Here is a 12723-nt window from a genome sequence, read left to right on the forward strand (position 1 = left end):
TCCGGGGGGACAGGTCATGATCCACTGTCCTTGCCGGGCAAGGGATGGAAGACAAAGGTTTCTGGATGGTGCCTTTTTTGAAAAAAGGCGACGTTTCCTGACGCTTTCTGAAGAAGGCTTCACCAGAAACGTCTTTTATTTTGCAGGATGTTTCTAAAAAAGGGCGGCACCATCATGGTACCGCCCTTTTTCGTGCAATGCGCAACTGCGTTCGGGGTGTCGTCCGGTTCAGTTCTTTTCCTGCTGGCGGGCCACGAAGTTTTCCAGCCAGTGGATGGTGTAGTCGCCCTTGCGGAACTGGGGATCTTCCAGAATCTTGCGGTGCAGCGGGATGACTGTCTTGACCCCCTCGATCACGAATTCATCCAGCGCGCGGCGCATGCGCTCGATGGCCTCAAGCCGTGTGGGCGCGCGCACGATCAGCTTGGCGATCATGCTGTCGTAATAGGGCGGCACGCGGTAGCCGGCATACAGCGCGCTGTCGATTCGCACGCCCAGCCCCCCCGGCGGGTGATAGACGGTGATCGTGCCCGGCGTGGGCATGAAGGTCTGCGGGTCTTCCGCATTGATGCGGCATTCGATCGCGTGACCATAGAACTTGATGTCCGACTGGCTGTAGCCGATCGGCTCCCCCGCCGCGATGCGAATCTGCTCGCGCACCAGATCCACGTCGCACACCATTTCCGTCACCGGATGTTCCACCTGCAGGCGGGTATTCATCTCGATGAAGCAGAACTGCCCGTCCTGGTACAGGAACTCCAGCGTGCCGGCGTTGCGGTAACCCAGCTTCGTCAGTGCGGAGGTGGCGATCGCACCGATGTCGTCACGCTGCCTGGCCGTCAGTGCAGGGGATCCTGCCTCTTCCAGCAGCTTCTGGTGACGGCGCTGCAGGGAGCAGTCACGTTCGCCGAAATGCACCACGTTGCCGTGCGTGTCGGCCATGATCTGCAGTTCGATATGGCGTGGCTTGTCGAGGTATTTTTCCAGATACACCTCATCATTGCCAAAGGCGGCGCGGGCTTCGGTGCGGGCGACGCTCCACGCTTCCTCCAGGTCGGCTTCGGTGGGGGCGACCTTCATGCCACGCCCGCCGCCGCCAGCAGCAGCCTTGATCAGCACGGGATAGCCGACCCTTGCCGCCACTTCACGCGCCTGCTCAAGGTTTTCCAGCGCACCATCCGATCCGGGGACCAGCGGCACGCCCAGCGCCATCATGGTGGTCTTGGCGGTGATCTTGTCGCCCATCATGCGGATATGTTCCGCCGTCGGCCCGATGAAGGTGATGCCGTGGGCTTCCACCGTTTCCGCGAAATCGGCATTTTCCGACAGGAAGCCATAGCCCGGATGGATGGCGTCCGCCCCGGTAATGGTGGCCGCCGAGAGGATGGCCGCGACATTGAGGTACGAGTCGCGGCTGGCCGGCGGGCCGATGCATACGGCTTCATCCGCCAGGCGGACATACATGGCATCGGTGTCGGCCGTGGAATGCACGGCAACCGTCCGGATACCCAGTTCGCGACAGGCCCGCAGGATGCGCAGGGCGATCTCGCCACGATTGGCAATGAGGATCTTGGAAAACATTACTCTATGATGACCAGCGCTTCGCCAAATTCGACCGGGTCGCCCGACTGCACCAGAATCCTGCTCAGGGTGCCCGCGCGGGGGGCCTTGATCTGGTTGAAGGTCTTCATCGCCTCGATCAGCAGCAGCGTCTGTCCCGCGCTGACCTGCTGGCCTTCGGTGACGAACGGCGGGGAAGACGGATCGGGCGCCAGATAGGCGACGCCCACCATCGGGCTGGTCACGGCGCCGGGGTGCTTGGACGGGTCCGTGGCCGTGGGGGTCACGGCGGTCACGGGCACCACGGGGGCGGGCGCTGCAACAGGCGCCGGGGCCGGCACGGCATGGGCGACCGGTGCAACCGCGCGGACAACGCGGATGCGGTTGTCCTTTTCCGCGATCTCGATTTCGGTCAGGCCGGTATCGGTCAGAATTTCAGCCAATGCCCGAATGGCATCCGCATCCACGAGCAGTCGGCTCATTGATCGTCCTCGTCCAGAATCATGTCTGTCATGGCCTGAAGCGCCAGGGCATACCCGCGTACGCCAAGCCCGCATATGACGCCAATGGCGGCGCGGGAGACGTAGGAGTGATGACGGAAGGCTTCACGGCGGTGAATATTGGAAATGTGGACCTCGATCACAGGCAGATCAACGGCAAGCAGCGCGTCAAGGATTGCGACCGAGGTATGGGAATAGGCCGCCGGGTTGATGATGATGCCGCGTGCGCGGCCCCGGCATTCCTGTATCCATGAAACAAGCTCCCCCTCCCCATTTGTCTGGCGGAAGTCGATGGCCACATCCAGGCGTTCGGCAGCCTGGACACAGACCTGTTCCACGTCGTCAAGCGTGGCATGACCATAGACCTCGGGCTGCCTTAGCCCGAGCATGTTCAGGTTGGGACCGTTCAGCACGGCAATGAGAGGGCGCTCCATGATGCACGCGCCTAGCACGCCCGCCGTCCGGTTCCAAGTCCGATCATGTCACGCGTGCCGTGCGGGCACCTGCCGGGCCGGTCCGTGACGGCGGGCGGCGAACCGTGACGCTATTGATATGATATCGGTGTATCACATGATATGATGGGGTCATGACAGGATATCCCGATCACCGACGTGACGGCATGCGGACAGGCCGCGACAGGGCACGGTTTACGTTGCCGGTGATCGTGGCATGTTTCATGCTGGCGGCATCCGGTGGCATGCAGGTTGCATGTTCCGCCGTGCGGCACGGTGCGCCCATGGGGCGGCATGGCGGCCGTGGCGGCATGCGGCGGCCGCCTGTCATGACGCATGTTCCCGCGCACTGGCGCCAGCAGGGCCTGGCCAGCTGGTATGGCACCGGCCGGCAGCTTGGTCACGCCACCGCATCGGGGGAGATGTTTGATCCCGGCGCGCTGACCGCTGCCCACCGGCAGCTGCCGCTGGGCAGCCGGATCATGGTGCATTCGCGCCGGACGGGGCGTTCGGTGGTGGTCAGGATCAATGACCGCGGCCCCTATCATGGCGCCCGCATCATTGACCTGTCGCTTGAGGCCGCGCGTCAGCTTGGCATGCTGGGCATGGGGACGACGCTGGTCGATCTCAGGCCCATGCGCGATGATGAGGAAGAAGTGGCCAGCATGCCGCGCTGACCTGCCCGGGCTACAGGCTCTGGTGCTTGGTCCAGCCTTCCATGGTCTTTTCCGGGGCGCAGCGCAGTTTCATCTCGATTTCAAGCCCGGCGTTCAGTTCGGCCCCCAGCAGCACGACATAGGCCGAGACATAGAACCACATCATGATGGCGATGAACGCGCCCAGCGGCCCATAGGTGGCGCTGTAGCTCGCGATATGGCTGACATAATAGGAAAAGCCCGCCGATGAGAGCAGCCAGAGCAGCGTCGCCCCCACCGACCCGGGCAGGATGCAGCGCCAGTACGTATGGGGCCGGTTGGGACCGAAGCGGTACAGCAGCGAACACAGCGACAGCACGAACAGCAGCATGAGCAGCGGCCCCCCCATGCGCACCAGCAGTTCGACCGATCCGGGCGGCGGGGCAAGGGCCAGCCGCTGCGGCAGGTAATCCAGCAGGAACGGCAGCGCCACCATCAGGGCGAGTGTCAGGATCCCCCCGCATATCGAACAGAACGTCAGGGCCATGCCCATGCCCTGAAAGCGCAGGAAGCTGCGCGTTTCGGGCGTATTGTAGGCAACATTCATCGCCATGATCAGCGAACGCGTGGCCGCTGATGCCGACCACGTGGCGATGGTGGTCGATATGATCAGGTTGAACGTCAGTGACGAATGCGATTCGGCCACCAGCAGGTGGATGCGCGCGCCGAGCATGTCATAGGCGGACGGTGGCAGCAGGTTGCGCAGCACGACCAGCTGCGGTTCCACCGTCTGTGGATCGAACAGCAGCCCGTAGAGGGAGATGAGCGTGCTCATGGCGGGAAACAGGGACAGTGTGGCATAGAATGCGCATCCCGCCGCAGCCAGCGTGATCTGGTCGGATACGATGTTGCGGGCGACCTGTTGCGCCACCTTCTTGACCTGCTGCATGGAAAAATGCGGCAGATGGGGCGCAGGCGGCGGGATATCCGTCATATCGATTTCAGTGGATGAGGTACCAATCAAGGGGAACTTCGTGTCCTGTCTGCTGTCACGTGGACGGACCGGGTCGGTACCGGTCATGTGTATATTGCGCCACGATCATGTGACCTTAGACGAAAAACTGTCGGAAGGGATGATTTTTCTATTGCGTCACGGGCGTATTGTCCTCATATGCGCTGCTTACGCAACAACGCACGTGCCACTGGCCCTCTGAGGTTACGCAACGACGTCAAGCGTTCTGGCAATCGGGCCGCCACAGGGTGGGGGTCCTTAATTGGTCGCTGGTCCGTTAGACCGTTTCGCAACATCTGTCCGTTTGTGCAATTCCAGAATTGTATCCATCGGGCGGCAGTACAGAAGGGATTTGGGTGCGATGACTCCCAAAATCGCTCGTTATCTGGCTGAGCAGTCTCCTGCTACGCCTTGCCTTGTCGTTGACGTTGACCGGGTGGAAGAACGCTATCGTGCGCTGCGCGATGCGCTGCCGCTGGCCCGGATCTATTACGCCGTCAAGGCCAATCCCGCCCGTGAAATCCTGACCCGCCTGGTGGGTCTGGGTTCGGCGTTCGACGCGGCATCATGGGAAGAGATTTCCATGTGCCTGGATGCGGGGGCGCGTCCGGCCGACGTCTCCTTTGGCAACACCGTCAAGAAGGCGTCCAACATTGCCCGCGCCTTTGCCGCGGGCGTGGACATGTTCGCCTTCGACTGCGCGGAAGAGCTGGAAAAGCTGGCCCGCCATGCGCCGGGTTCGCGCGTCTACTGCCGCCTGATCGTGGAAAACGAAGGGGCGGACTGGCCGCTGTCGCGCAAGTTCGGCACGACGCTGGACAATGCGCGTGACCTCATGCTGCGCGCCCGTGACCTGGGGCTGGACCCGTATGGCCTGTCCTTCCATGTGGGCAGCCAGCAGACGGCGACCGGTGCGTACGAAGCCGCCATCGCGCGCGTGGGCATGCTGTTCACCGACCTGAAGGCGGCGGGGCTGGACCTGCGCATGGTCAATCTGGGTGGCGGGTTTCCCATCCGCTACCGTGACGATGTGCCGGGCATCGACAGCTTCGCGCTGGCGATCAGCCACGCCATGACCGAGCATTTCGGCAACGACCTGCCGGAAATGATTGTCGAGCCGGGCCGCTTCATCGTTGGTGACGCAGGCGTGGTGTCGTCCGAAGTGGTGCTGGTCAGCCGTCGTGGAATCGATGATGGCGTGCGCTGGGTCTATCTGGACATCGGGCGTTTCGGCGGCCTGGCGGAGACCGAGGGCGAGGCCATCCGCTATGGCATCCGCACCCCGCATGACGGGGCGGCAACCGGCCCCGTCGCCATTGCGGGCCCGACCTGCGACGGCGCGGACATCATGTATGAAAAGACCCCCTATGCCCTGCCGCTGGATCTGGAGTCGGGGGACCGGATCGAACTGCTGTCCACGGGGGCGTATGTCTCGACCTACTGCTCGACCGGGTTCAACGGGCTGAAGCCGATTCAGGAACATTATATCTGATATGCCATGCTCCCCTCGGGGCGGGCAAAATGCGGGGCGGCGGGACGAAGGTCTTGCCGCCCTTCGCATATCGGGGGAATACACACGGCAGTCCAACCATGCCGGAGGTGTCGTTCCCGTGTTCTTTTTCCCAACGCTGCGCATGCTTGGCCTGTCCGCCACCCTGTCCGGCGCGGTTGTGGCACAGGCCTGCGCCGCGCCAGCACTGGTGCATTCCGACCCCGCGCCGGGCGCGCGGGTTGCCGCGGGCAACGTGGCCGTCAAGCTGACATTCGATACCGTGATCGACCCGTTTCGCGCCCGCCTGCTGCTGCTTGGCCCCAGCGGGGTGCCGCAATTGCTGCCCGCATCGCCCATTGATGATGAACAGCAGTCCATTGCCACCAGCGTGGCGCTGACGCCCGGGCATTATGTGTTGCACTGGCGCATGCGGGCACGGACGGGCGACCCGGTGCAGGGGACGCTGCCATTTGACGTTGGCGCCCCCGCGGCACCTGTTGCGGCCAGATAGGCCACCCGGCCTGAAGGATTGATAAATCAAGAATTTTTGGATGCCGCCTTTTTAAAAAAGCTTCACCAAAAGCCCCTGCTATTCCACAGCGGCCCGCAGCCCGGCCCCCGCCGCCAGCGCGCACAGGGGAATCGCCGCCGCCAGAAAAGCGCCCAGCAGTTCAAGGTCCGGTCCCCATGACAGGCCGGTCTGGGCCGCATCCAGCGCCGCCGCGCCAAAAATCAGCGCGGGCGTTGTCAGCGGCAGCACCAGCAGCGGCAGCAGCACGCCGCCCCGTCGCGCGCCCAGCACCACCGACGCCGCCATCCCCCCGATCAGCGACAGGATCAGCGTGCCCAGGAACAGGCCCGTCAGCAGCACGACCATGCTGCCCGAAGGCATGCCCAGCATGATGGCCAGCGGTCCCGCCGCCAGCAGCAGCGGCAGGCCGGTGGTCAGCCAGTGGGCCATCATTTTCGCCAGTGCGATAAGGGAGGCAGGCAGCCCGGTCATGAGCAGCTGGTCCAGTGACCCGTCCTCCAGCTCCGCCCCGAACAGCCGGTCCAGCGGCAGCAGGGCGGCCAGCAGCGCGCACACCCACACGATGCCCGGCGCCATGCGCCGCAGCAGTTCGGGCGAGGGGCCAAGGGCCAGCGGAAACAGCGCGCCCGCAAGGATGAAGAACAGCACGGCGCCCAGCGTGTCCGCCCCATGGCGCAGGGCAAGCCGCAGGTCACGTTCCAGAATGGCCATGATGAGGGAGGGAATCTGGAATTTCACAGCAGGTCGTCCTCGGGGAAATCCTCCATCGGTTGCGGGATGTCGGATTCGTTCAGGCCCGGCAGCGCCAGCGTGCGGGCATTGGGAAGGGGCAGGGGAACATGGGTGGTTGCAATCACAATTCCGCCAGCCTGCCGGTGGGCGGCAAACAGCGTGCCCAGCAGGCCCATCGTGTTGATGTCCAGCCCCAGGCTGGGTTCATCCAGCAGCCATAGCGGGGCCTGCGCCAGCAGGACGCGCGCCAGCGCCGCGCGACGTTTCTGCCCCGCTGACAGCATGCGCGCCGGCAGGTCGGCCAGCCCGGAAATATTAAGCGATTTCATGCACAAATCAGGATTTCCGCCACTGGCGCGCGCCGCCAGCGTCAGGTTTTCACGCAGTGTCAGCCCCAGTTTCAGCGCATCCTGATGACCCAGATAGGCCACCCGTCCGGCATGCTGGCTGCGATCGGCCAGCGCATCGACCCCGGCCCACAGGACATGGCCGCCTTCAGGTTTGCGCAAACCCGCGAGCACGCGCAGCAAGGTGGACTTGCCCGCGCCATTCGGCCCGGTCAGAAGCAGGGCGTCGCCCGCATCCAGCGTAAAGCCGACACGGTCCAGAACCAGCCGTTCACCGCGGAAAACCGATATATTTTCCACTTCCAGCAGGGGACGGCCGGGGGGAGTAAAGGCAGGAATGACGGAAATCCTCCGATCGGTGGGTGAAGGGGCGGGCGGGTGAAAAAAACGCCTGCTCCCGCTTTCTTGTTACCGGGTCCAGCTTGTGTCGCAACCGCGTCCGGGTATGTTCTACCCCCGTTGGGAGATCAAGCAGGTTGTCCCCGACAAGGTCGCAAATCCCGCACCTATGGAAGTGGGGCGGGGGAAAGTGGTCATACGGGACGATCCGTTGCTGATGCCTCGGAGGAAACAAAGCCAATGAAGACGGTTGGGCACGACTCAATGAAAACGGGCCGCACACTCAATGTGGACGGCAAGACCTATCATTATTTCTCAATCCCGGAAGCTGAAAAGACGATCGGTTCCGTCAGCCGCCTGCCGGTCAGCCTGAAAGTGCTGCTGGAAAACGTACTGCGGTTCGAGGACGGGCATTCCTATTCGGTTGAGGATGCCAAGGCCATTGCGGAATGGCTGAAGGAAGGGCGCAGCACGAAGGAAGTTCCCTTCAAGCCCGCGCGTATCCTGATGCAGGATTTCACCGGCGTTCCCGCCGTGGTTGATCTGGCCGCGATGCGCGACGGCATCCTGAAGCTGAAGGGCGACCCGCAGAAGGTGAACCCGCTGGTTCCCGTCAACCTGGTGATCGACCATTCGGTCATGGTGGACGTGGCCGGTTCGCCCGAAGCGCTGCAGGACAACGTAACCATCGAGTTCGAGCGCAATGGCGAACGCTACGCCTTCCTGCGCTGGGGCCAGGAAGCGTTTGAAAACTTCTCCGTCGTGCCGCCGGGCACCGGAATCTGCCACCAGGTGAACCTGGAATACATCGCGCAGGCGGTGTGGACGGCGAATGTGGATGGCAAGGACTACGCCTATCCCGACACCCTGTTCGGCACGGACAGCCATACCACCATGGTCAACGGCATGGGCGTTCTGGGCTGGGGCGTTGGCGGGATCGAGGCGGAAGCCGCGATGCTGGGCCAGCCGATCGCCATGCTCATCCCCGACGTGATCGGCTTCAAGCTGGTTGGCAAGCTGCCCGAGGGGGCGACCGCCACCGACCTGGTGCTGACGGTCACGCAGATGCTGCGCAAGAAGGGCGTTGTCGGCAAGTTTGTCGAATTCTTCGGCCCTGCCCTTGACCACCTGCCGGTTGCCGACCGTGCGACCATCGCCAACATGGCCCCGGAATATGGCGCGACCTGCGGCTTCTTCCCGGTTGATGACCTGACGCTGGATTACCTGCGCCAGACCGGCCGTGAGGAACACCGCATCAAGCTGACGGCGGAATACCTGAAGGCACAGGGCATGTTCCGTCATGCCGAATCGGCGCACCCCGTGTTCACCGATACGCTGGAACTCAACCTTGAGACCATCGTGCCGTCCATCGCCGGCCCCAAGCGCCCGCAGGACCGCGTCGTGCTGAAGGGTGCGGACAAGGCGTTCGAGAAGGAACTGACCGGCAGCCTGGGCGTGCCCGAAGCCGACAAGGACAAGAAGGCCAAGGTGGCTGGCACCAATTACGAGATCGGTCACGGCGACGTGGTGATCGCGGCCATCACCTCATGCACCAACACCTCCAACCCCGCCGTGCTGATCGCGGCAGGCCTGGTGGCGAAAAAGGCACGTGCGCTGGGCCTGAAGCCCAAGCCGTGGGTGAAGACCTCGCTCGCACCGGGATCGCAGGTTGTGACCGACTACCTCAACCGCGCGGGCCTGCAGGCCGAACTGGACGCGATGGGCTTCAACACCGTGGGCTATGGCTGCACGACCTGTATCGGCAACTCCGGCCCGCTGGAAGATCACATCGTCGATGCGATCGAAGGCAACAAGCTGGTTGCGGTGTCGGTCCTGTCGGGCAACCGTAACTTCGAAGGCCGTATTTCGCCGAACGTGCGCGCCAACTACCTGGCCAGCCCGCCGCTGGTCGTGGCGTATTCCCTGCTGGGCACCATGCGTGAGGACATCACCACCACGCCGCTGGGCACCTCCAAGGATGGCAAGCCGGTGTACCTGAAGGACATCTGGCCGACCAACCATGAAATCGCCGCCCTGATGGGTTCCGCCATCACGCGTGAGGAGTTCATCAACCGCTACAAGCACGTAAGCCAGGGCACGAAGGAATGGCAGGCGCTGAAGGTCGCCACCGGTTCCGAGACGTACAAGTGGGATGCATCATCCACCTACGTGCAGGATCCGCCGTACTTCCAGGACATCACGCCCGAACCCAAGCCGCGTGGCGACATCATCGGTGCGCGCCTGCTGGCGCTGCTGGGTGACAACATCACGACCGACCATATCTCGCCTGCTGGCGCGATCAAGGAAAGCTCGCCTGCCGGCAAGTACCTTGAAGAGCATGGCGTCGCGAAGAAGGACTTCAACTCCTACGGTTCGCGTCGTGGCAATGACCGCGTGATGGTGCGTGGCACGTTTGCCAACATCCGCATCAAGAACGAGATGCTGCCCGGCACCGAAGGGGGCGTGTCCAAGCACTTCCCGGACGGCAAGGAAGGCTCCATCTATGATGTCGCGATGGAATACAAGAAGGAGGGCGTGCCCCTGGTCGTGATCGGCGGCAAGGAATACGGCATGGGCTCCTCACGCGACTGGGCGGCCAAGGGCACCCTGCTGCTGGGCGTGCGTGCGGTGATTGCCGAAAGCTTCGAGCGTATCCACCGTTCCAACCTGGTGGGCATGGGCGTGCTGCCGCTGCTGTTTGAAGAAGGCACGACGCGCAAGACGCTGGGCCTGAAGGGTGACGAGACCTTCGAAATCCGCGGTCTGGACAAGATCACGCCGCGTATGACGATGACGATGACAATCACCCGCGCCGATGGCTCCAAGCAGGACGTTCCGCTGCTGTGCCGTGTCGATACGCTGGACGAGGTGGAGTATTTCCGCAATGGCGGCATTCTCCAGACCGTGCTGCGTGGCATGACCAAGGCCGCGTAATCACATGATCCGCCCCGGTTCCGGTCGGGATGGATGATAAAGACGGCGGTCCGTATCACACGGGCCGCCGTTTTTTTATGGGCAGATCATATATGCATATTCGGCATAGGTTACCGGTGTTACCGTTGCATTTTACACATATCGGTGGTGTCTTTTCTCTGTATTGTGCATAAATAGGATGCCGTTTAAAGCTATGGCTATGTAATAACATAGTTGAGGGTGCTGGGGCTTCATGGATCTGCTTTCTGCCTTGCATAGCTTCGTCCGTGTGGCCGCCACGGGTTCATTCTCGGCGGTATCAAGGGAAACGGGGGCAAGCCAGCCCACCATTTCCCGGCATATTGCGTTGCTGGAAGCCCATTACGGCGCGACCCTGTTCGCCCGTACCACCCGCAGCCTGATGATGACGGAAGACGGGCGCAGCCTGCTGCCGCATGCCTATGAAGTGCTGGAAATCTTGGAAACGGCGGAAACGGCCCTTGGCCGCAGGCGGGCTTCGGTTTCGGGGCTGGTGCGTCTGGGCGTGACGACGGCGTTCGGCCTGTACCTGACCAGCAGGCTGAGCACCCTGCTGGAAGAACATCCCGACCTGTCGGTCGAACTGGTCATGCGTGATGGATTCGGTGATCTGGTGGAAGAAGGGCTGGACCTTGCCATCCGCATCGGTTCCATTGCCGAAGGGTCGCTGATTGCCCGCAGGCTTGGCTCGGTCCATCGTTGCGTGGTGGCGTCAACCGATTACCTTGCGCGCCGGGGCACGCCCGAACACCCGCGTGACCTGCTCAACCATCCCTGTATTGCCTATAGCTATGGCGGTACCCGCCACGACTGGCAGTTTGCCCGCAAGGGTGAGGCCGAAACCACGGTCGCCGCCAGTGGTCCCTTCCGCGCCAACAGCAGCGAAGCCGTGCTGCAGGCCGTCCGTGCGGGGCTGGGCATTGGCATGCTGCCGACATTCCAGGTGGAAGAAGACATTGCGGCCGGGCGCCTGAAGCACCTGCTGCCGGAATGGACGATACCGGAACTGCCCTTTTATGCCGTCCATACGGGACCGCGCACCCTGCCGCTGCGTACCCGTACCGTGCTGGATTTCCTGATCGAGATTTCGGACGTATTGCGGCAGGGCTAGACTCCTGCGCCCGTCATGCGGTCGAAACCGCGCGGCTGCATACCAGAAGCCTGCCCTGCAAAAGAAAGCTTTGAAACGATGGCTTAGTCCAGCGGGCTGCCCCGTCCCGGCAGGGACGCTGCGGGATCATGCGCCAGGCTGGCACGCTGTTCATCGCTTGACGCCAGCATATCGCTGTTGAACCCGTCATGCAGGACCTGCGCCCAGCCTGCCATCCATGTATTCGTACGCTTTACGAAATCGCTGGCGGCGGGCTGCTGGCCCAATGTGTCCTTGGCCCAGTAATCGGGCGTACGCAGCATCTTGGTGCTGTCGGTGTTCACGGGATTGAGGAAGATGGTGACCGTTTCGACATTGACGTTGTGGTCACCTGCAGGCGTGCTGTAGCTCCATCCGGCCTTCAGCAGCACGGGGGGCAGGATGAACCCTTCTTCTCTCAGCCGGTTGGCGATGATGGCCGTGCGGTTGATCGAGGCGGGCGCCGTCGTAAACCAGCACTCCATTGATGGCGGATGGGCGGTCAGGACACGGGACATGTAGTTCCGGTCGTCATGGCAACTGGAATCAATGGACGTAATGGCCGTTTCCGGCACGGGCTGGGTGCTGCCTTCCGCCCCGATCATGCCGGTGACGACATGGCCCTCCACACGGATCAGCACGTTTTCCAGCACTTCCCCATGCGGGCCGTTGATGATGTTCATGACCGGGTGCCATGTGCACTCGGGCAGTGGCAGGATACGGCCTGCAAACGGGATCGCCTTGGTCAGCCGGTCGGTGATCGGCATCATGGTGATGACACCGTCCTCCCCATTGCCGTCGCCGCCGCCTTCCCCCTTGGCCGGGGCGTCATGCATCCCCAGCCGGTTATGAATGCTGGAGGACAGCGCCGTCAGCCGTGGGATCAGGCGTATGAGATAGGCTGGCGGGAAGATCAGCGTCAGCACCGTGAACGGCAGGATCATGTACAGGCAGAACCGCCATGCTGGCGCCCGATGCCATAAGCGCGAAAAAGCAGACATTCAGCAATCCATGGCGCGGGCCACGCGGCCCGGTCGATAC

At 62.9% G+C, this 12723-nt stretch carries 12 protein-coding genes; 5 read left to right on the plus strand and 7 right to left on the minus strand.

Features of this window, described 5'->3' with window-relative positions; all coding sequences use genetic code 11:
- Window positions 1-228 precede the first annotated feature (228 nt).
- From accC to aroQ, 3 genes are read right to left on the minus strand one after another with little or no spacing between them, the layout of a single operon-like run.
- Window positions 229-1581 carry an acetyl-CoA carboxylase biotin carboxylase subunit gene (accC, locus tag GEU01_RS04960; protein ID WP_019085186.1) on the minus strand — a complete coding sequence of 451 codons (1353 nt, stop codon included), beginning with the start codon at window positions 1579-1581 and terminating at the stop codon, window positions 229-231.
- On the minus strand, window positions 1581-2042 hold the full coding sequence (locus GEU01_RS04965) for an acetyl-CoA carboxylase biotin carboxyl carrier protein (RefSeq protein ID WP_010510657.1): 462 nt from the start codon (window positions 2040-2042) through the stop codon (window positions 1581-1583). Before GEU01_RS04965 ends, accC begins: the two co-directional genes overlap by 1 nt.
- Window positions 2039-2494 carry a type II 3-dehydroquinate dehydratase gene (aroQ, locus tag GEU01_RS04970; protein ID WP_010514708.1) on the minus strand — a complete coding sequence of 152 codons (456 nt, stop codon included), beginning with the start codon at window positions 2492-2494 and terminating at the stop codon, window positions 2039-2041. The genes GEU01_RS04965 and aroQ overlap by 4 nt, the downstream gene beginning before the upstream one ends.
- A gap of 152 nt (window positions 2495-2646) precedes the next feature.
- On the opposite strand from aroQ, the gene GEU01_RS04975 reads away from it, so the two are divergent.
- The gene (locus tag GEU01_RS04975) at window positions 2647-3189 is read left to right on the plus strand and encodes a septal ring lytic transglycosylase RlpA family protein (protein ID WP_019085187.1); all 543 of its coding nucleotides are present in this window, start codon (window positions 2647-2649) and stop codon (window positions 3187-3189) included.
- Window positions 3190-3199: 10 nt separating this feature from the next.
- Here GEU01_RS04975 and GEU01_RS04980 read toward each other — a convergent pair whose 3' ends face one another.
- Complete coding sequence (locus GEU01_RS04980; protein WP_039794422.1) at window positions 3200-4141, minus strand: YihY/virulence factor BrkB family protein; 942 nt, start codon at window positions 4139-4141, stop codon at window positions 3200-3202.
- A 379-nt stretch (window positions 4142-4520) separates the two neighbouring features.
- Between GEU01_RS04980 and GEU01_RS04985 the strand changes: the two genes are divergently transcribed.
- The gene (locus GEU01_RS04985) at window positions 4521-5651 is read left to right on the plus strand and encodes a type III PLP-dependent enzyme (RefSeq protein ID WP_026018513.1); all 1131 of its coding nucleotides are present in this window, start codon (window positions 4521-4523) and stop codon (window positions 5649-5651) included.
- A 1-nt stretch (window position 5652) separates the two neighbouring features.
- Window positions 5653-6162 (plus strand): copper resistance CopC family protein, encoded by a 510-nt coding sequence (locus tag GEU01_RS04990; RefSeq protein WP_019085188.1) that lies wholly within the window; start codon window positions 5653-5655, stop codon window positions 6160-6162.
- Window positions 6163-6240: 78 nt separating this feature from the next.
- On the opposite strand, the gene ccmB is transcribed toward GEU01_RS04990, so the two are convergent.
- Together ccmB and ccmA are read right to left on the minus strand one after the other, a co-directional pair.
- The gene (gene ccmB / locus GEU01_RS04995) at window positions 6241-6894 is read right to left on the minus strand and encodes a heme exporter protein CcmB (protein ID WP_042710778.1); all 654 of its coding nucleotides are present in this window, start codon (window positions 6892-6894) and stop codon (window positions 6241-6243) included.
- A 23-nt stretch (window positions 6895-6917) separates the two neighbouring features.
- On the minus strand, window positions 6918-7562 hold the full coding sequence (gene ccmA, locus GEU01_RS05000) for a heme ABC exporter ATP-binding protein CcmA (RefSeq protein WP_019085190.1): 645 nt from the start codon (window positions 7560-7562) through the stop codon (window positions 6918-6920).
- Between the two features lie 279 nt (window positions 7563-7841).
- Between ccmA and acnA the strand changes: the two genes are divergently transcribed.
- Window positions 7842-10535, plus strand: a complete 2694-nt coding sequence (acnA, locus tag GEU01_RS05010; RefSeq protein WP_010509141.1) for an aconitate hydratase AcnA — start codon at window positions 7842-7844, stop codon at window positions 10533-10535.
- Between the two features lie 232 nt (window positions 10536-10767).
- Entirely contained in the window at window positions 10768-11664 is an 897-nt protein-coding gene (locus tag GEU01_RS05015; RefSeq protein ID WP_019085193.1) for a LysR family transcriptional regulator, read from the plus strand.
- 83 nt (window positions 11665-11747) lie between these two features.
- On the opposite strand, the gene GEU01_RS05020 is transcribed toward GEU01_RS05015, so the two are convergent.
- Window positions 11748-12683 (minus strand): hypothetical protein, encoded by a 936-nt coding sequence (locus GEU01_RS05020; RefSeq protein WP_026018514.1) that lies wholly within the window; start codon window positions 12681-12683, stop codon window positions 11748-11750.
- Window positions 12684-12723 lie beyond the last annotated feature (40 nt).

The organism is Komagataeibacter europaeus LMG 18890, from assembly GCF_000285295.1.
GTDB classification, from domain to species: domain Bacteria; phylum Pseudomonadota; class Alphaproteobacteria; order Acetobacterales; family Acetobacteraceae; genus Komagataeibacter; species Komagataeibacter europaeus.

Excerpts from the sequence above, each read along its gene's own strand:
- accC (WP_019085186.1), bottom strand. The coding sequence starts at position 1,581 with ATGTTTTCCAAGATCCTCATTGCCAATCGTGGCGAGATCGCCCTGCGC.
- GEU01_RS04965 (WP_010510657.1), bottom strand. The coding sequence starts at position 2,042 with ATGAGCCGACTGCTCGTGGATGCGGATGCCATTCGGGCATTGGCTGAA.
- aroQ (WP_010514708.1), bottom strand. The coding sequence starts at position 2,494 with ATGGAGCGCCCTCTCATTGCCGTGCTGAACGGTCCCAACCTGAACATG.
- GEU01_RS04975 (WP_019085187.1), top strand. The coding sequence starts at position 2,647 with ATGACAGGATATCCCGATCACCGACGTGACGGCATGCGGACAGGCCGC.
- GEU01_RS04980 (WP_039794422.1), bottom strand. The coding sequence starts at position 4,141 with ATGACGGATATCCCGCCGCCTGCGCCCCATCTGCCGCATTTTTCCATG.
- GEU01_RS04985 (WP_026018513.1), top strand. The coding sequence starts at position 4,521 with ATGACTCCCAAAATCGCTCGTTATCTGGCTGAGCAGTCTCCTGCTACG.
- GEU01_RS04990 (WP_019085188.1), top strand. The coding sequence starts at position 5,653 with ATGCCATGCTCCCCTCGGGGCGGGCAAAATGCGGGGCGGCGGGACGAA.
- ccmB (WP_042710778.1), bottom strand. The coding sequence starts at position 6,894 with ATGGCCATTCTGGAACGTGACCTGCGGCTTGCCCTGCGCCATGGGGCG.
- acnA (WP_010509141.1), top strand. The coding sequence starts at position 7,842 with ATGAAGACGGTTGGGCACGACTCAATGAAAACGGGCCGCACACTCAAT.
- GEU01_RS05015 (WP_019085193.1), top strand. The coding sequence starts at position 10,768 with ATGGATCTGCTTTCTGCCTTGCATAGCTTCGTCCGTGTGGCCGCCACG.
- GEU01_RS05020 (WP_026018514.1), bottom strand. The coding sequence starts at position 12,683 with ATGTCTGCTTTTTCGCGCTTATGGCATCGGGCGCCAGCATGGCGGTTC.